General features: G+C 43.8%; 11 protein-coding genes. 8 read left to right on the top strand and 3 right to left on the bottom strand.

The annotated features are described in order from the left end of the window. Window positions 1-30 precede the first annotated feature (30 nt). The 4 genes from yidD (at window position 31) to IY568_RS05635 (ending at window position 7,107) form a co-directional block, all read left to right on the top strand. Window positions 31-447, top strand: coding sequence for a membrane protein insertion efficiency factor YidD (yidD, locus tag IY568_RS25420; RefSeq protein ID WP_194866988.1), 417 nt, complete (start codon window positions 31-33; stop codon window positions 445-447). A 695-nt stretch (window positions 448-1,142) separates the two neighbouring features. After that, window positions 1,143-1,601 (top strand): hypothetical protein, encoded by a 459-nt coding sequence (locus IY568_RS05625; protein ID WP_194866989.1) that lies wholly within the window; start codon window positions 1,143-1,145, stop codon window positions 1,599-1,601. Between the two features lie 60 nt (window positions 1,602-1,661). Beyond that, the gene (locus IY568_RS05630; RefSeq protein WP_194866990.1) at window positions 1,662-6,491 is read left to right on the top strand and encodes an RHS repeat domain-containing protein; all 4,830 of its coding nucleotides are present in this window, start codon (window positions 1,662-1,664) and stop codon (window positions 6,489-6,491) included. 280 nt (window positions 6,492-6,771) lie between these two features. After that, the gene (locus IY568_RS05635) at window positions 6,772-7,107 is read left to right on the top strand and encodes a hypothetical protein (protein WP_194866991.1); all 336 of its coding nucleotides are present in this window, start codon (window positions 6,772-6,774) and stop codon (window positions 7,105-7,107) included. A gap of 1,152 nt (window positions 7,108-8,259) precedes the next feature. Here the strand turns inward: IY568_RS05635 and IY568_RS05640 are convergent. Then, on the bottom strand, window positions 8,260-10,317 hold the full coding sequence (locus IY568_RS05640) for a S9 family peptidase (protein WP_194866992.1): 2,058 nt from the start codon (window positions 10,315-10,317) through the stop codon (window positions 8,260-8,262). 309 nt (window positions 10,318-10,626) lie between these two features. On the opposite strand from IY568_RS05640, the gene yddG reads away from it, so the two are divergent. The 4 genes from yddG to IY568_RS05660 all read left to right on the top strand — a co-directional run bounded on the left by yddG (window position 10,627) and on the right by IY568_RS05660 (window position 17,310). After that, on the top strand, window positions 10,627-11,520 hold the full coding sequence (yddG, locus tag IY568_RS05645) for an aromatic amino acid DMT transporter YddG (RefSeq protein WP_194866993.1): 894 nt from the start codon (window positions 10,627-10,629) through the stop codon (window positions 11,518-11,520). A 67-nt stretch (window positions 11,521-11,587) separates the two neighbouring features. Continuing rightward, on the top strand, window positions 11,588-12,457 hold the full coding sequence (locus tag IY568_RS05650) for a PhzF family phenazine biosynthesis protein (RefSeq protein ID WP_194866994.1): 870 nt from the start codon (window positions 11,588-11,590) through the stop codon (window positions 12,455-12,457). A 108-nt stretch (window positions 12,458-12,565) separates the two neighbouring features. Continuing rightward, window positions 12,566-14,467: a S9 family peptidase gene (locus tag IY568_RS05655; RefSeq protein ID WP_194866995.1), complete on the top strand. Its 1,902-nt coding sequence runs from the start codon at window positions 12,566-12,568 to the stop codon at window positions 14,465-14,467. Window positions 14,468-14,757: 290 nt separating this feature from the next. Next, window positions 14,758-17,310, top strand: coding sequence for a serine protease (locus IY568_RS05660; protein WP_194866996.1), 2,553 nt, complete (start codon window positions 14,758-14,760; stop codon window positions 17,308-17,310). Window positions 17,311-17,464: 154 nt separating this feature from the next. On the opposite strand, the gene aroQ is transcribed toward IY568_RS05660, so the two are convergent. Beyond that, entirely contained in the window at window positions 17,465-18,661 is a 1,197-nt protein-coding gene (gene aroQ, locus IY568_RS05665; protein WP_194866997.1) for a gamma subclass chorismate mutase AroQ, read from the bottom strand. A gap of 297 nt (window positions 18,662-18,958) precedes the next feature. Continuing rightward, window positions 18,959-20,587, bottom strand: coding sequence for a Na/Pi cotransporter family protein (locus IY568_RS05670; protein WP_194866998.1), 1,629 nt, complete (start codon window positions 20,585-20,587; stop codon window positions 18,959-18,961). Window positions 20,588-20,751: the final 164 nt, after the last annotated feature.

Consider the following 20,751-nt stretch of genomic DNA (forward strand, 5'->3'; position numbering starts at 1 on the left):
TGCGCAGAGTTACACAACATTGGGGCTGACATGGATTATCTGGCCATATTATTGATACGATTTTATCAACGCTTTCTTTCTCCCTATAAAGGGTTTAGGTGCGCGCATGCTGTTGTGTATCAGGGCACAAGCTGTTCACAGGCTGTATTAGACATTGTAAAAAAGGACGGTGTTTGGCTGGGATACCAGCAGATAAAGTCCCGGATGCATGCTTGTGAACAGGCGTACATCACCCTTCAACAATCAGATAACCAAGACAAACGGAAAAACAAAGAGAGTCGTTGCGATTGTGGCGACCCATGCGCAGGCTGTGATATCGCCAGTTGCGGAGGAAGGGAAAAAGCTGCGATGTGTCAGACTTGTCTTGTAATTGCTGGCCTTTTTAGACGACTGTATGCGCGACTCAGTTCCAGTCAATCACTTCAAAAAAGAGTATATGTGGTTTAATCAGGCTACTATCTTTTGCCTCAGCACACTCCGGCATTCCTCTGTGTTATATACAAAAGTCTATCGCGTCAAATTTTATTACCTGAGGTTGGAGCAAAAAGTCTTTAACTGGGGCTTGAATGTACCTTCCAATGAATCCTGATGCAAAAAAGCGCTTACAGTTAGCTTGAGTGGCATAACGACCCTTATTTTCATTAAGTTCTTTAATAATTCAATAGGATATAGAAAATCTTATCGAAATATTGGTATGTTATACTGTATCATGTTGTGGTTGGTACCTGACAATGACTTAACAGAGCTGCGATCCCAAACGTAAGTATCGAAATCGCAACACACTTTTCTGTTTATTTATTGTGCGCTGCTTAAAGGTTGGGTGCTGAATTAATATACATGGTTTTCTGTACCTAAAATTGCTTCGGAGCATGTAGGCTGTTCGACTGCAATTTAGGACACAGATTTGTGCTGCTTCTAAGTGCTTTTTATGGGATTGATAAGTTATTTGGCAGGTTTCTCGATTAAATTCGGAATTCATGAAAGCTATCTGAGCTTATAGTTTACATGAATTATAGTCCTTATGGTATTGAAATATATAAAGATAAAGGGGTTTAAATGAGGTAAGGAGAAAGGCTGGTTCATAAAGGGATTAAATTTTATTGATTTTACTTATTTTGATATTGAATTTGATAAGCAGGCTTATGAGATTTTTATTTTTGATTTTTTTACTTTTTTCAAGTGGTCAGTTGTTTGCCAAGACTACATGGATTCCAATTTACATGGATGAAATAACTACTTTCATTCCATATATACCAAATTACAAATATCCAGAGCCAAGCTCAGTTGTTATAGAAACGATTGATGACGTTAAATATATGAAATGGGAACATGTGATACATGCTAGTAAATACCTTGTTCAAGGTAAAGATGTAAACGGTAACTGGGTTGATGTATTAATAACGGAAGATAATAGTGTAACTATTGATGCTCGCTTCGATAAGTATTACCAGTTGAGAGTAGTTGCTTGCAACTTTAATACATGTAGCGATACTGGTTTATTTTCACAAGGATACTCGCATCGGGAAAGCGTGATTTTTATTCATACCGACATGCTAGGAACACCTGTTTTAGAAACGGATGTTAACGGAAAGTTGTTTTAATATAATTATAAAGGAATTTTGTGGTTGATTTATTTTTAATTGGTCACTATGTAAATTAATATGAAGAATTTTTTTTCAAAATTAGAACGTCCCTTATATTTTTTCAGTTTTATATTCTCATCTTTGAGTTTTTCAGAGCCGCCAATACTTCCTGATTTGGATGAGGACAGCTATAAATATGAGAAACTAGATTACGATTATAAAATAGATGCACACACACCAGATTTGATGGGGGATAAGCTTGACTATTCTTCAGGTACTGTCAGGTTTGAAAATGTTGATATTGATATTCCAGGTAACTCATCTCTGAAGGTTGAACTACGCCGATATCTCAATACAGCCCAGAGTAGCACGTCTGAGCGCTCTGCATTCCACATTTGGGAAACATTGTCTCCCCTTAGCAATTTTGCACCTGCTGGTAATAATTATCGAGAGCATTATCAGACTTGGCATTTTGACACGCCAAGAATCTCTATGCGGATTATTGAAAGCCAGATTTCGGGTCTTGGGGGCAAGTACTGTACTAACACAAAAGATTTAGGGGAGCTGTCGTCTCACTATCAGCTTTTTATTCCGGGTCGGAGTAGTGAACATCTCATCAGGAATATAGGTGCATTGCCTGGAGGTGAACATGCTGAATACGTTACTAAAAGTAAATGGCTGATCAATTGCAAAAGCCTTTCTGGTAAAGAGTACTTTGAGGCTGTTTCTCCTCAGGGAGTGACATATACATTTGATAAACAGGTGAGCAGTGCGCCAATCGACTATCTTATGCAAGCTTTTTACTACGACAGGCCTGTCGTCAGGCTCATGTTTTTGGTGTCAAAAGTGCATGACCGGTTTGGCAACTGGGTAAAATATGATTACAAGAATGGTGAGCTATCTTCGATATACAGTAATGATGGTCGACGAATAGATGTGAGAAGGACCGCAGATGGCGCCGTTGCAACTGCCAATGGTAGATCCTGGACTTATAAACAAGTAAACAATACCTACAAAGTAATCTTACCTGATGGTCGTTTCTGGAGTTACAACGCATTCCTCGACCAGTCTAAGCAAAAAGCGGTTAAGTTTGGCAGAAACACAGAGTTGGGCAACTTAGCTTATGAACAAGGGTGTGAATTTGATGGCTTTGAAGGTAATTATTCATCAGTGACGACCAGTACTATAGGCGTCTCACATCTAAATCAATACCCTTATCGCTACAATAAGCCAACAGATTGGTGGCGTTATTCGTATATGCGTGAATCCTATATTGAGGTTCGACATCCGGATGGGGCACTTGGTAAGTTTTGGCTGGGCACCACTCGTCAAGGGCAGGTTGATACCGAAGAGTTTCCTCCCCCGGCAGGAAGTACTGCTACAACACACAATAGAAACCCGAAGTGCATATTTGAGCCAAGCCTGATTAAGAAATCAATTGAATATAATGCAAATAAAGCGTATTCGTGGCACTACCAGTATTCAAACAAAGTTGGAACTTCAAATAAGCAAAATGCATCAGACCCAGCATATCAGGCTAGTTATCTTAGTAATGTTCATGTTCCAGACTTTTACTTTTTCTCCAGCCGAACCAATAAGGCTCTCAAAGTGGTTCAGCCTGATGGAAGTTACCTAATCCATTATATTAATAGGGATTATGAAAGCGCTATGCAAAACAAAAAGGTAGCGACTGCCTATTTTGATCAGGATCACAACTTATTGAAGGAAGAGTTAGAACAGTGGTCGATGGGGACCCGTTGGGGAGACGTTCCACAAGCGGCTAACTGGTATTTCTCTCCAAAAACGCAGTTATACGATCCGGTACTTAACGAATATCGAACCATTCTGTATGACTCTGGAAAGCCGACTAATTACTATCGCAGGTATAGCAACCGTGATAATTTTGATATGCCTCAGTCAATTGAGTTGTTTAGTGCAGTTGGTAACCCTATTGTATACGGCGCTATATACGAAGGTGAATTGTGGCATCGTAAACGCTTTTACAGACTTTCTTATTACAATGACAAAAATAATTGGGTTTTATCTCAGCCTTTAAAAGCTTATATGGATTTCGAACGTATATACGAGCATGACTTGGTTAATTTAACCCCTGTTCAGGAGTTTATATATCACAGTTCTGGCTCTTACGCAGGGAAAAGTTTAGTTTATGAAGAAAGACGATTTGGGACCTGGGTCAAACGGCACACAAGTTATCATGCTGATGGTAATGTAAAGCGCATAGAGTATAACCAGAAGCTTAGAAATGAAAATGGGCTTAGCTCAAATTATAGATTTAAAGAGCAACTAAATTATAAGCGAGGCCAGGCGCAAACCATTAAATATCCAGCAAGGTATGCAGACAATGGGACCGTTACTCAGTACAGGGTAATAGACAACAATGGCTGGGTTACAAGCATTACAGATGCTAAAGGGGCAACGACCAGATTCACGCACAATGCAATGGGCCGGATCACATCAAAAGATCTACCCAGCGATGTCAGTAATAATTGGTTAGATTCGTTTTTTTCGTGGAACTATGACAGTGGTTATTTAACCTTCACAGAAAGCCGGTGTCGATTAAATACCTCAAAAACGGGGTGTTCCAGTGGGGAGCTCTTTAGAGAAACCATTAGTTACGATGGTATGTTGAGGCCTGTTACGACTACTCACTCCGATATATCGAAGTCAAAGGATTTACATAAGTACTCTCTGTTCACCTGGAACAATCAAAAGCAATTCGAGTCATACTGGTCTCACTCTACTAGGGAATCCAAAGGGGTTACTTATACCTACGATGGCTTGCAACGCCTAGAGACTAAAACAACTACTGGGCTAGGTCAGGTCAGACATGATTATTTGTCAGGCAATCGCATTCAAATCACTGATGGAAAGGGAAATCAAACGACCACAACCTATGAAGCCTATGATACACCTGACTACTCGACAGCTTTGAAGATTATTTCACCTGAAAATGTAAAAACAGATATTAAGATCGATAAATACGGCTTGGTTACAAGCATCACACAATCTGGGCCAGACGATCAAAATGGAACATTATCGCAAACCGAACATCGTTATTATGATGAAAGAAAACGGCTATGTCTGGTAACTAGAAAAGATATCGGTGCTAAAGCATATGCTAAAAATGCGCTTGGCGAAACCATGTGGTCTGCAGAAGGATTGAATGCAAATCTCACTAGTTGCCTGAGCGCTAAGCCAACAACATCAACCGATTATACATTTGACAACCATGGACAGATATGGAAAGTCAATTATGCTGACCAGTCTCCAGACAGAGAATATTATCGAGACAATAATGGTAATATAACCTCGTTAACGGCTGGTAAAGTAAGCCATCTCTATATGTATAACAACCTGGATCTGTTGGTTCATGAGAATTTTAGTATTGAAAATGATCTTTCCTTATTTTTAGATTACGACTATACAAATTTAGGTCATCGCTCCGCAATTACCTATCCGGATGATGCAACTGTTGAATTTTCACCAAATGCTTTTGGCCAGGCGACCGGGGTAAAACGCAGGGCGGCAGGAAAATTTGACGCTTTTACATATGCAGAAAATGTTTTATATCATGCTTCTGGCTTAATCAGCAGTTTTAACTATGGTAATGGTATAACTCATCGTTTGACACTGAAACATAACTTGATGCCAGATATATTAGAGGATGCAAATGGTCAGAATACAATTATTAAGTATGGTTATAGTTATGATAATAATCTGAACTTAACTAAGTTAATAGATCATACGAACAGTGCTTTCAGCTTGACAGATTTGAAGTATGATGGATTAGACAGATTGGTTAGCACTACGGGTGGTAGTGGTATTGGTAACAGTGCGATCAGATATGATGGATTGGGAAATATCAGGCACTATACAAGCAAAAATAGTGAGCTTGTTTACCACTATTCTAATGGTAGTAATATGTTAGACTCTGTCTCAGGTACCGGCAGTGATTCAAAAAGCTACCCTTATTTTCATTATGATAGTCGTGGTAATGTAACTAATAATAGCCACCGTTCTTTTATATATAACCGTGCTAATCAACTCGTTTCTTCAGGTAATAATAGCTATCTTTATGATGGGTTTAGTCGAAGAGTAAGATCTCAGGAAGCTCAAGGTGACAGCTATAGTTTTTATAACCAAGAAGGTCGTTTACTATATCGCCAGTCTGCTAGTGGAGGTGTGAAATATATTTATCTGGGCAATAAGTTGATTGCAAAAGATGGAAATAATGTATCACCAAACAAAGGTAAGAGGCATTACCGCCCATTCGGCGCGAGTATCACGGACGAAGTGGATGATATTGGCTATACAGGGCATAAGTTTGATACTGAATTGGGATTAAGCTATATGCAGGCACGATACTATGATCCAGTCATAGGTCGGTTCTACTCGAATGATCCGGTTGATACATTGGGACATTTTGAGGCTGGTAATGGGGCTTTTGGCTTTAATCGCTACGCATATGCTAACAATAACCCATACAAATATGTAGATCCTGACGGGCAGATTGTTCAATTCGCTATCGTTGCTGCTGGTAGATGTGCTGCTAGTTCAGCGTGCAGAAAAGTTGTAATAAAAGCTTCAAAGGAAGCAATTAATTACATAAAGAAAGGTGGTAAGCGAAATCGACATACGGATCGCCATATAACCAAGAAGAATTATGATAAGAAGAGTAAATTCAAAAAACCAAGTGAGATGGATAAGCTCAGTGAAAAAACTGTTAAAAAACCTGATAGGATTCAAGACCAGGGTGATAGGGTTAGAGTCGAAAAGGACTTTAATAAAGAAATAGGAACCAAAGGGGAAAAAACTAATGTGACGGTCATAGATAAAAAGACTGGTGACAGAGTTACTCAATTTCCAAAGAAGCCTGATAATCTGTGATTAAATATGAGTGTGGAATTTTTAATAAAAAACAATGGAATCGAGGTTTCGATCAATCATAGGGATTTTACTTTACTAGAACCTGCGTTTCAGTATCTGAAATTCAAAACTGGATTGATTATCGATGAATACTCGGATGGAAGAATAAGTCCTGCTCATGCAGGCCTTTTATATCAATATATATTTGAGAAAATTGATACCAGTAATAGTGCTGAATTAGTTAGTCTCATGGAATTGCTTTCAAGAAGTTATAAACAAAACTTATGGGTGGAATATATAGGTGACTAAGTCGACTAGTAAATTTGAAATTGGCCAAGTATGGACTTGCCGCTCCCTCTCACCTGATAGAGAGCACAAGGCTCATATCATCAGCATTGATGAGTTTTCAGACGATAATATAATCGGTATTGTTGTTATCTCTGAAGGTTCTGCGGATTCGCCCTTTATGCCATTTTCCTTAGAAGCGTTTTCTGCATCAGCGATTGAGCTAATTGATTGTGGACGCGGGTCCGATTGTTTTAAAGATGGTTACATGTATTGGAAAGAACTGTATATTGCTGGAGAAGCTGGTGTATATGATATATCAGTTGATGAAGTTCTCAGCCTGGATAGTTAATCCATAATGTGAATCTAAAGCCTCGCACTTTGAAGTGACCCCCCAATAGTTGGACATTCCAATTGGTGGGGGTCTTTTTATGTCTAAATACAGTAGAGGCTTCAAACTAGAAGTAGTAACGCAAGTCAATATCAATGGTTTGCGTATGCTTGCAAAGCAGTTCGATGTTAGTTCAAGACAAATTCGGTATTGGTGTTTAGTGTTTCGTCTTCATGGTAAATATGTGTTTTTGCATACGCAAAAACCTTACACAAAAAAAAGCTGGCCTAGAGGTGATTCAACGTATGAAACGCTAAGGGGGATCTTTAACTTACACTATAGCTTTTTTCAATTTATCTTCTTCCGGCATGTTATTCGAATGTTCTCCCGCTTATAATTCGGAAAAATAAACTCACTTGAAATCACTCAGAGCAAACATGCCCAAGCCTGTCAAAGATAAAAAGCTCGAAAGAAATGACTGAAAAAGGACTAAGAGAAGAGCTCGAATATCTCAGAGTAGAGAACGCTGTCTAAAAATGTGAAATGCCTTGACTAAAGAAAAACAAACTACGAAAAAACAAAAGTAGTGGGTGAGCTTAAGCCTAAATTTAAACTTTTGTATTTACTCAAGGTCAGTGAGCTGCCTAAAAGCGTTTACTATTACCATTGCGACAAATGCGATGCGATAAAGCGGCAAATTACGACTATATTCCATGCTTGCAAAGGGCGGTTTGGTTATAGACGCATCATGTCAACATAAACGCAGCGATGGCACACGCATAAACCACAAAACGGTTCAGCATTTGATGTCGCAATGTTCACTGAAATCGGTATTAAGACCTAAGTGTTATAAATCTCATAGAGGCGCAGCAGCTATGCATATTAAGCTGAAACTAAAGGCCTTGGGTCCGATAGCGTATCGAAATTAGGTCTTGGTAGTCGCTAGAAGTGAGTCCAACTTTACGAGGTGACTTCAGCCACTTCAACTAGCGAGGCTTGTTTCTTACTAACCTTTAATAAACCTAAAGTCCGACTGCAATTAACGACGGCATAGTATAATCGACAATGAATAACAGACAGCTTCTAAAAAACAAGCTTTATGAGATTCATAATTTTTAAAAGGTAGTTTGTTCAGTAGCGGCCACCACCTGCATGGCAGGTGGCCGCTAAGATTTAGTCTTCTTTATTGTCGGTTCGGTATTTCTCAAACCAGGCTAGGATGTTACCTACTTTACGTGCCAGGTTGGAAGGCTTGGCTGCGATACCGTGATAAGCCCCCTGAATACGTACAAAGGCGCTGTCTACGCCTTGTAGTCTCAGTGCACCGTAATACTGCTCACTTTCTGCCATTGGCGTACGGACGTCGAGCTCACCGGTCAGTACCATCGTGGGTGTTTTAACATTACCAACCAAAGAAAGCGGCGAGCGGTTCCAGTATTGCTCGTAGTCATTCCACGGCAGATCGCTAAACCAGTAACGTGTCATAAAGGTATAAATGTCAGAAGCACCGATCATGCTGGTCCAGTTGATAACGGGCTTTGCTACGACCGAAGCTTTAAAGCGGTCCGTTTTGCCGATGATCCAGGCCGTTAACGTCCCGCCGCCTGAGCCGCCGGTGACAAACAGGTTTTCCTCATCAACATACCCTTTGGCAATGACGCCATCAACCATATCCATCAGGTCATTGTAATCTTCTGACGGGTAGTTTTTATCAATTTGGTTGGCAAAATCAGCGCCCATAGACGTTGAGCCTCTTGGGTTACCATAGACAACGACGTAGCCAGCAGCGGCGAATAACTGGACTTCGGTTGAAAACTCAGGGCCGTATGCCGTGTGTGGACCACCATGAATTTCCAGGATAAGCGGGTATTTTTTCTTGGGGTCGAAGTTTGGTGGGGTGACTATCCAGGCTTGCAGGCGTCTGCCATCGACACTGCTTTTCACTTCCATCAGCTCAGGTTTATTAAGCGTTTTATGGTCAAATACATCGCTATTCAGGTCGGTCAGCTGAGTGACTTTCCCACGTTTGGAGACCACCGCTAAGTCGGCAGGGCGCACGCCAGTGGATTGAGTGAACACAACTTGTCCATTGTCAGTCACATCATAATGGCCTGACGTATAAGGACGACCCAGACTCATGCCACCCAGTGCATCTGTTTGCGTTTTCATCTTGCCAGATAAAGAGACATACGCGACGTGTTTTTTACCTTCGTTGTCGTAACTGAAATATAAGCCTTTGCTGTTGTCGGCCCACTTTACATTGCCAACACTTCGATCAAGATTAGGTGTCAGACGTTTAATGTCTGAGCCATCCGGGTTCATCACATACAGCTCAGTGATCTGGTTTGATTTACCATTGTCTTCAAAGCCAGTAAATGCCAACTTTTTGCCATTAGGGCTCATCTTTGGACTGCCCTCAGGGCCAGACATCGCAGTTAGTTCAGTGACTTTTGAAGTTAAGACATCAATCGCCATCAAATCGCTGTTGAAAACGTCAAACTGCGCATCATCGTGGGTATTGGCAGAGACAATGATTTGCTTGCTATCTTTTGTCCAGGCCAGAGCGCCCGCGAAGTCATGTGCACCTGAGGTGATCTGTCTTGGTGACCCGCCAATTGCTGGGACTACATAGACGTGCATATTACCAGGGCGTTTCATTCCGGCACCGTCACGCTGGAATAAAGTTTGGTCGATATACTGAGCATTATCGGCCCACTTAGCATCTTTGGGCTTAAAGTCGAGGCTAAACAGGGGCTTAGATTTGCCCGGCGTAAACATGGAGAAAGCCAGCTGCTTGCCATCTGGCGAGAAGCTCAACCCACTTGGTGTCATGCTGACATCGGTCACCCGTGCAGTCAGGCCAGTGGCCAGATCGCGCATATAAATCTGTACTTTGCCTTCCTTGCTCGAAAGATAGGCCATTTTGGTGCCGTCGGGAGAAAAGACCGGGCTGAAATGGTTTTTAGAATCGGATAGCAATGGCAGGTGTGTCTTACCATCTAATGATACTGTCCAGAGGTTCCTTTTCAGGCTGTCCGTCATGATATCCATGCTGCGGCGTTCATAAACAACTTGCTTACCGTCAGGCATGACCACCGGGTTGGCGGCATACTCGATATTGAACAGATCTTTATAAGTGAGGGTGTTTTTAGTGTGCTCAGACTCAGCAGCAAGCGCTGAACCGGACAATGCCAGCGCAATACAAGACGTTAAAATAGAAAGCTTTTTCATTGTTTTAGTACTCTACTCGTTGTTGTCGTTGACCGTCCATACGCCTGTATAAGAAATATAAACCGTCGCTCGATACATCCCCTATTTATGATATGTTATAACACTTTTTGGAATAGATACGCGGTAAGTGGCAGAATTATCCGACAATTAACTGATACGTCGGATAATTTATGGATAAAAATTTGCTATCTCGCATAGTCACGAGGTATCGTGCCGACAGTTTGATTTTCTAATTTACTCAGAGCTTTCTTTTCGCAGTGCCTCTGCCATGCCGAATATCGTGGGTTCATCAACACATAGTTTAAAATCATGAACAAGTCATACCAATATACCCTGGCTGGGGTGGCCGCTATTTTGCTGTGGAGCGCCGTGATGGGATTAGTCCGTGCTGTAACTGAAATGCTGGGACCTATAGGTGGCGCAGCCTCGATTTATACAGTGGCATCTGTATTTCTGGTAGCAGTGATGGGCGTGCCAAAACTCAGGCTGTATTCGCCACGTTATATCCTGATCGGTGGCAGTTTGTTTGTCGCTTACGAGATCTGTCTGGCGCTGGCACTGGCAATGGCGAACTCGCGGCAGCAGGCTGTAGAGATGTTGGTAATCAATTACTTATGGCCGGCACTGACCGTCCTGATGGCAGTGCTCAGCAGTGGCAAACCATGTAGTAAGTGGGTTTACCCCGGTATTTTTCTGGCCTTTTTTGGTGTGGCCTGGAGTATCACAGGAGAGCAGGGACTGACCTTACAACAAATAGCCACGAATGTGACCACCAACCCTGTAACCTATGCAATGGCTTTGGTTGGTGCATTTTTATGGGCACTTTACTGCATTTTAACCAAACGTATCGGGAACGGACAAAATGCCATTACCTTATTCTTTATAATGACCGCCGTAAGCTTATGGCTTAAATTCGGACTGAGTAATGAAAGCACTATGGTGTTTGATGCTGAATCTATCGGGTTACTATTGTTGACTGGCGTTGCATTAGGAAGTGGATATGCACTTTGGAATTACGCCATTATTGGTGGCAATATGGTATTGCTGGCTACTTTGTCTTATTTCACACCTGTACTTTCAACGGCACTTTCGTCCCTGATCTTGGGGTTAGTGTTATCACAGAGCTTTATACAGGGCGTATTTATGGTCACTGCGGGATCTTTATTGTGCTGGTTGGTCACTCGTACTCAGTTCAATCAATGAAATGACATGCGTAGCCTAAAATGGGCTGACTGGTATCAGCTGAGTCCAATGGCAGACAGGAACAAATATGAATCATCTCACAGTTTATTTGGTTAATGCTTTTACAGAGCAAGGCAAGGGCGGAAACCCTGCAGGTGTTGTACTAAAGGCTGACGGTCTGACAGACTCTCAAAAGTTGGCCATTGCGCGGTCAGTGGGGTTTTCTGAAACCGCGTTTGTCTCATCAGACAGCGAGGCCGATTTTGCGTTGTCTTTTTTTACGCCAACGGATGAAGTCGACTTTTGTGGACATGCCACTTTAGCAGCGTTTTCTGTGATGTTTGAACAAGGGCTTATCAGCGACGGGGATTACACGCAAAATACCAAAGCGGGTCAGCTTGGCGTAACAGTCGAGGCAAATGGACGCATAGTGATGGCACAAAACCTCCCTCAATATATTAAGCGCTTTAACTACGAAACGATTGCCGACCTCATTGGTCTGGACGTGTCTATATTAAGCGCAACTCAATTGCCAGTCGAAATAATATCAACAGGATTACCGGATATCATTGTACCCGTAGCAACGGGGCTTCTGGATAAGATTAAAGTGGACCAGCAGGCCCTGAGCGACTTTTCTCGCCAACACGATGTCATCGGTTTGCATGCGTTTGAGCTGAGTGATGCCGGTGAAGTGTTCACGGCGCGTTGTCGTAACTTTGCGCCATTGTTTGGTATCACGGAAGAGTCAGCCACAGGAAGCGCCAGTGGGGCACTGGCGTGCTATTTAAATCAATATGTGTATCCTGCCCGGTCCAACCATTTTGTGTTTGAACAAGGACGTGCGATGGGATATACCTCGCGTATCACAGCTGAACTTGAATCGGATGAGCTGGGGGTCAAGCGCGTGCTTGTCGGCGGGATGGCTCAGATCACAGGCCAGAGGGGGCTGTCTATTTAAGTTGATAGGTCATAACTGTACAGAGCAAAGCCACTCATCGCTATCTCTTTTAACTTTCTGTTAATTTAGGTAGTCTAGCTGGGATTCAATTTTCGGAGGTATTTCGCGATGTTGCGAATTCTAGTAAGTGCTGGCCTGGGACTGGCAATGACGAGCGGTGTGGCCGCCAAAGAGGTGATGACGCCGGAAAAACTTTGGCAGGTAAAACGTGTCAGTGCATTGGGGCTAAATAAAGATAAAACCCACGTCATTTACAAAGTGACTATGCCCAGTGTTGAGATGAACAACTTTGACAGCAAAGTCTATCAGGTGCCGCTCAAAGGTGGAACGCCTCAGCTTCTTGACGCCTACCAGGGACTGCTGGCAAACAGCAAAATCTCGCCTGATGGCAGCAAAAAACTGTTCCACGAAAAGGTTGAAGTGGAAGCCGTGCTGGCATCTGACAGACACAAGGCGCTGACTCAAGCAAATGCCTATGTGTATGATGACCTGAACTACCGTCACTGGGACACCTGGAAAGATGGCAGCTATAAGCATGTGTTTTATCAGGATCTGAAAACAGAAGAAAAAGTCGACATTATGCTGGGGCAACCTTTTGATAGCCCGACTTCTCCATTTGGCGGCGGCAGTGATTATATCTGGGGACCTAAAGGCGAGAATATCTATTATGTGAGTAAAAAGCTCACTGGTGCAGAATATGTTGCCAGCACCAATACCGATATTTATCGTTACAACCTGGCCAGCAAGCAGACGACTAACCTGACACAAAGCAACGCTGGTTATGACAAGTACCCCGCATTTTCGTCAAAGGGGCACCTGGCCTGGTTACAAATGACCACACCTGGCTACGAAGCTGATAAGAACGACATCATCATCAGAGGTAAGGGTCAAAATATTAATTTGACCGCACACTGGGATGGCACCGTAAACAGCTTTAAGTGGAGCGAAGACGGTAAACACATTTACTTTGTGGCGCCAACCGACGGCACAATCCAGTTATTCCAGGTATCTGTAACTACCAATCCAAAAGCCAGACCGGCTATTAAGCAGCTCACCCGGGGCCAGTTCGATGTGAATGGCATTGTAGCTGCACTGGATAAACAGCTGGTAGTAACGCGTAATAGTATGAACAAAGCGAAAGAAATTTACCGCTTTGATTTAAAAAGCCAAAAGCTGAGCGCATTGACTAAGGTCAATGATGCATTTTATGCCAATATGGACCTGCCAACCGTTAAAAAGCAGATGGTAAAGACCAAAGATGGCCAGGATATGCTGACCTGGGTTATCTATCCGCCAAACTTCGATGAAACGAAGAAGTATCCGACTTTATTGTATCTGCAAGGTGGCCCTCAGTCTGCACTCTCACAGTTTTACTCTTTCCGTTGGAACTTCCAGGTAATGGCGTCGCAAGGTTATATTGTGGTTGCACCAAATCGTCGTGGTATGCCAGGACATGGGGTTAAGTGGAATGAAGACATCACTCAGGACTGGGGTGGTAAAGTGATGCAGGATTACCTGGATGCCATTGATGAGGTGTCTAAAGCGTCTTATGTCGATAAAACTCGTATCGCAGCGGTCGGCGCTAGTTTTGGTGGTTATTCCGCTTTTTACCTGGCTGGCAATCACGATGGTCGATTCAAGTCCTTTATCGCACATTGCGGTATCTTCGACCTGCGGAGCATGTACGGTAGCACAGAAGAAATCTTCTTCGTTGACCACGAGTTTGGCGGTGCGTACTGGGAGAAAAACGCTGCAACCGATAAAACTTACGGGGCCTTTAATCCAATCAGCTATGTGGATAAATGGGATGCACCTATGTTTGTTATCCACGGTGGTAAAGATTACCGGGTACCGCTGGAGCAGGGGATCCAGGCATTCCAGGCAGCGAAATTGCGTGGTCTGAAAAGCCGCTTCCTGTACTTCCCTGAAGAAAACCACTGGGTACTCACACCACAAAATGGCATTGTCTGGCAACGTGAATTCTTTAAGTGGCTGGATGACACACTTTAATTAAACGATCACGGGCCCGACTATGAGGCCCATGAGCTGTTTATTAAGATTTACTGGCCGAATGACTTCGGTCAGTAATTTTATAGATATTAGATAGTTACGCCTCAGAAATTGCCTTTCTTTTTGTTACCAACGCTCTAGAACCCAGGGCACTTCTTTTTTTGTTAGTACTTTTTTTGTTCAAGTGACAATATCTTGCGTATTTTGTTTTATATTCAGGAACAATCTGTGGTAATTTGTTGATTGTTTAGCACTAAGTAAACAAGTAGTTTAAAATCAGGATAATCTACATGGAATCGACAATAAAAAAAGTACTCTTATTCACTTTAGCATCCACTTCCCTGACTGGGGTAGCGCTTGCGAAGGAGAAGCTGCAACCGCAACCACGTGCCGCTATGGGCGATGTTAGAATTGTGGGTGGGGGGGAAACAATACCATTTGCCTATCCATTTATGGGTAGCCTACAACTTTTCAATGGTGATAACTATGGCCACTATTGTGGCTCTTCCTTGATTGCGCCGAATAAAGTGTTGACTGCAGCTCATTGTGTTGAAGGCTGGAGTGCCAGTGACTTTGCGGTGAGGTTTGGTGGTCATGACCTGACAGATGAAAGTCAGGGGCAGCTCTATAAAGTAACTGATATCGTCATGCATGAACGCTATCGTGATCAATATAACTATAACAATGATATTGCGGTTCTTACTCTGGAATCACCTGTTGAAGGGATAACACCGATTGAACTGGCAGACCCTGAACTGAAACGCAGTTATGTTGTGGGTGAGAACTTTAAAGTGATGGGGTGGGGGGCGCTATATGCAGGTGGCCCTTCGCCAGATAAACTCCATGAAGTGGACGTGCCTTATATCTCAAACGAGGTTTGTAATGATGCCCAGCATTACAACGGTAGCATTTCAGATAGTATGATTTGTGCCGGATTCGATGAGGGGGGTAAAGACTCTTGTCAGGGGGACAGTGGCGGCCCTCTGATCGTCAATCGTGATAGCCGTTGGATCCAGGTTGGTGTCGTTAGCTGGGGAGAGGGGTGTGCTTATGAATTCAAACCCGGTGTATATGCTGATGTTGCTGCTTTAAATGAGTGGGTGATTCGAAATCAGCAGTACGTAGGGTTCCAAGCTGCTGATACTGTACTCGCAGACAAGCCAGATACTACAGTGTCAATTGCCTTAAAAAACAAGTCAGACCTTACAGTTGATATCGCAGCTATTCTGCTATCTGACGCGTCTGCCGGTGTGAGTATCGCATCTGAAAACTGTACTACTGCTGCGATTGAGCCAGGTCAGCAATGCGATGTATTGGTTTCTACATCGGACAGCATTAAAGAGGGGCAGTTTACCTTGAGCGCTGAGCTGGTAAACCAGGACGTATCGTCGCGCAGCCATACCTATAGCTACGAGAAGATCCCAGCCAGCCAGGTCGATATCAACGCACACATGTCTTCAGAGTCTTTCGTGCAATGGTACACAGGTGGTGACGCACCGTGGTTCATCAGTGAAGAGACTGCTGCGGACAATACGCAAACACCACTTCTGGTGAGTGGTGACATAACAGACGGGTCGGAAACCCCAGGGTTGAATGAGTCGTCACAGAAAACTATTTTGATGGCTGAAATCAATCATGATCTGGCTATGGGCATTGATTTCGAGTACCTGCTTTCATCGGAACTTGGCTATGACTTTTTCACTTTTTATATCAACGGTGAACAAGTGCTAAGACAGAGTGGTGAATCCAATTCGTATGAGTCAGCTTCATTTGAGTTGGGTAAAGGCTTAAATACTGTGATGTTTGAGTACTTCAAAGATGGCTCCGTCAGTGATGGTAATGATAATGTTGTGCTCAAAGCACTGAACATAAAAATGCGTGAAAATCTAAGCCCTGCTATCAAGCTTGCAGAGGCAGAACTCAGTGTAAGAAGTGGTATGGAGATTACCCTTGATGCAACTGGGACAAGCGATCCGGAAGGAAACAGTTATACGCTGGCCTGGACTGATATCAATGCACCTGAAACTGTATTGAGCACTGAAGAAGCGTTTAGTTTTGTAGCGCCGTTAGTCAATGAGACCGTAACTCAGGTATTTGAAGTCACTGCAACTGATGAGTACGGTGCAGTATCTAAACAACATGTTACTGTGACCATCGATGAAAACAAGCAACCAGTGATCAATGTCGCTGAGGCGAGCATTGAGGTTCGAGGTGGCTCTGAGTTTACACTAGATGCAAGTGCGACGACCGATCCTGAAGGCGATGCGTTGTCTTACACTTGGGTAAATCTTTCAAGCGATGACTCGGCATCCATTGCTGAGACAGCCATCATGAATTTGAAGGCGGGTGAAGAGCAGATTGGTCAAACTCTGGTGTATGAGTTCACAGCAGAAGATGAGTATGGTGCCAAATCGTCACAGTTGTTTACGGTAGCGATTGTTGAAAACAAAGCACCCCAGGTTACGTTGACAGCCAACTCAACTTTGGTTGCCGCGGGTCAAAATATTGAACTAAACGCATCGGCTTCTGTTGACCCGGAAGGTGATACGCTGACATACAGCTGGGAACAGGTATCCGGGACCAGTGTGAATGTTTCTGGTAGTGATGCACAATTAAGTGTAACAGCACCTGATATCACTCAGAGTGAGGTGCTGGAATTTGCCGTTACAGTAACTGACTCTTTTGGCTTATCGTCAACTGAGACCATTAAAGTTGCTGTAGAAAAGTCTGCCAGTAGCAATAATGTAACCGCAGAACAGCCTAAAAAGGACAGCGGTTCTTTTGGTTCCTTTGCCTTGTTGCTGATGTCTTTGGCGTTGTTTACTCGTCGTATTAAGAAGTAACCAACCCTGAGATTTTTTAGAGGCATTACAATTGTTTAAACATGCAAAAATACCGTCACTATCAATGTAGTGGCGGTATTTTTTGATCATATCAGCCCGTTCTGCTTTATCGGCGCCAAGGGCGGGTGGATAAAGGTAAATCAGTGCGATCCGATTAGTCGGTTGTCTGGCAGTTCTTAACCCTGCGCACGCTTTGTAATGCTCGGTAAAGTCTTTGTTTGTCCTTGCCTGTTAAGTTATCGGTGACTAGCACAGCATTAAAAACAGGCTCCAGTTCCGGGGTTAAGTTGCCATGTTTTGCCAGGTGACTGGTCAGTGTTTCGAGTATGGCTGAGCCGAGATGATTCAGGCTATGTCTTAATTTGGTGAGATCGGCCGTTTTGTTGGGCACGCCTTCAGCCAGCCATTGTGCGCGATATCGATATTGAATCGCCTTGGCCGCATCCATCTGTGCCTGAAAAAATGCCTTCACACTATTTGTATCCAGGCATTGCTGTCTGGCTTGTTCCAGCGCTTGTGAGAGCACTACAACTTCACGGGATAAGTCTTCAATGGGTTTGTGCTTGTTGGCTTTAAATAGCGCCACAGACTGCATTTGAGCAAGGCGCTTATCAATTAACGAAAACACAGATTTACCGGAGTCCGCTCTTGCTTTTATTTGTGTTTGAGCATGAACCACGACCTGTTTTAGTGCTGCGCGTGCTTCGTCCACGTTGACTTTGTGAGGCCGTTTTTCCAACTTCATTAAGCCAAATAAGGTTTGGTTATCTGCGTTATCCTGAATGCCCACTTCACGCAATGTCAGCTTAGGAAACACTGCTTTGAGTGCACAACTGCCGATTGCAACTGTGTTTTGATTAAATTTTCCATCAGCGAGTAGGCGAGCCGCTTCGTTGGTGCCCTTTGGCACAGGTTTGGTTTTTATCTGATGCACACTGAGCCACCGGTTGATCTGTTTCAGAGCTGCCGGGTGAGAGGCTGCATGCGTGATTTTACTGGTGTTGTTTAATCCGAATACACACATTTCGATGGGCATATGCACAGACGCTTTGAGTTCAATGACCCGATAGTTGCGCATTGCATTCACAATGGCCGGGACCAGTTGCCCTTCGATGGTGGAGTTGGCCAGTGCGCTGAAAGCCCACGCATTATTTTCAGCAGCTGTTGCGTAAGTATTATCAGGCGTGCCCGAGTAAAGGCGTTGAAAGGTCTCTGCGTTACGGTCTGCCAGCAAGTCGAGAGCTGCGTGATTAAAACTTCCAGGCCCAGCTTGTACGTATACTGGGGCTGCCTCGGCTATGACTGCCGACAGTAAAACAGATGAAGCAAGTAAGTGAGATAAAAGGCGCAATTGTAAAGGTTTCCAAAGATATATCAGACAACAGGCATGCTAGCAAAATTGCAACTGCCTGTCTCAATAAGAGAGGGTTTTAGACTGTGCTTAGCATTTTATAAATCAGCAGGTGTGAGACATGGTGGTCGGCGTTAATCTGTACTGAGACCCGTCGGGTGTGCTTTAATTTAAAGGTGACTTTTAACATCCTGACTTTTGCAGATCAGTTATCTGCCTGAATGGTACAAGGGCCGGGATTACGCCGGCGCTTTTGTCTTATTCTTACTCGCACTCAAGCTTTGTGCCTCCACAGTACTATGGAGAGGCGTTTGGATTAAGCTGCTCGTCAATGAGGTATAACAACAGCATGGCTTTATGCCATTGCTGGGTTAGCTGCCACATATCGGACAAACCATTAATATTGCGGACCATATTGTCAATTGGCAAAGTAGCGTTGGTGCCGGCAAGGATCAAATCGTCTTTGACGTCGTCGTGTAGTTGTTGCAGTGCTCTGAGAGCGGCCTTAAACGATTCTGTGTTCATTGATGGTGTTTCTAAGCTGGTCCTCATAAAGTGGCCTAGCTGAGACTGGTATTCTTCGAGCTGAGCATGCAGTTCAGGATGTTCGGCTAATGCTTTTTGTGGTTGTAGCTGAGCGAGCTTTTCAACACAATGGCAGCAGGTAAACAGGTAGTGTTCAATGCGCATTAATTTTGCCAGCAAACCCGTGGTTTCTTCAGACAGAGCTGATTGCTCAACAGTAACAATGAAATTAGTAATGTGCTGGCATAACATCTGGATGGTATGTATTTCCTGCTCTATGGCCAGGCTATCGAGAGGTTGCTGGGATTTTTCGTATTGTGCCAGCAGTTTATCGGCAACTAACTTAGTTTCGAGCAGCACTGCATTGGTTGCCAGTGCCGGGGTCTGGGCAATGTTTCCATCCAAAAAGCGTGGCCGGGAGGCAGTTTCCTCGGCACTACAAAAGCGTTTCATCAAAAAACCAGCCAAGCGATTGTTGAGTGGAAAAATGAGCATCACGCCTAACACGTTAAACAGGGTATGAAATAGTGCCAGAGACAGTGCAGGGTTGGCTGTCAGGTTAAAAAAGCTGGTGAGCTGGGTTATCAGGTAAAATAGTACGGGCAATATTGCAAAGGCGACAAGTGCCGTGAGTGCATTAAAAACGACTTGAGCCGCAGCCACGCGCTTGGCATTAGAAGTGGCGCCAATAGCTGCCAGTACAGAGGTTGAGGTAGTACCAATGTTCGCACCTATGATCATGGCTCCAGCCGCATAGAGACCTATCATGCCGCTGGCTGCTGCCGTGATAGTGAGCGCAATGGAGGCGCTGGACGACTGTGTAAGTGTGGTCATGACAATACCGACCAGTAGAAATGTCAGCATACCGGTCAGACCCTGAGCAGTGAACTGGCTTAGGTCAAACCTTGTGACGACATGTTCAAATGCGCCTTTAAGTATATCTATGCCAATGAAAAACAAGCCAAAGCCGACCAGTGCGAGCCCTGCGGATGCGAGCCGGGTTTGTGGTCGAAGCAGTTTCATCAACGCGCCTAAACCAATTAGAGGTAACGCAATGGCTTGAATATTGAACTTAAAGCCCACTGCGGCAACCAGCCAACCAGTGACGGAGGTGCCAACATTGGCACCATAAACTATGCCCAGTGCCTGATGCATGGTTATGAGGCCGGCATTAACGAAACCCAGCGACGCCACGGTGACTGCACTGGAAGATTGGACCAGCGCGGTCATACAAAAACCTGAAGCGATGCCCCGCTGCGGGGTTTTAGTCCAGGTCGCCAGTACTTTACGTAGCGAACTTCCCGCAGCGAGTTTCAGGCCGTCGGTCATCATTCCGATGGCAACCAGGAAAATCCCCAGGCCGCCAAGCAAACTACCTAATAACTGAAATGTCTCTGCCATTGTTTGCCCCATTTTATTGGGCAAACATCACAGAAATAAGCAGCTTGCCCGTATCACTTAACTGTCATAAAAGTATCAAGTTTCGCAAAACGGCGGTTGTTTGAGGTCAACTTTTGCCACAGTCACAGGTTTACAAAGATATAAATAGTATTGCCTGCAAGTCA

The sequence above is a fragment of the Pseudoalteromonas sp. PPB1 genome (assembly GCF_015356275.1).
GTDB lineage: Bacteria > Pseudomonadota > Gammaproteobacteria > Enterobacterales > Alteromonadaceae > Pseudoalteromonas > Pseudoalteromonas rubra_D.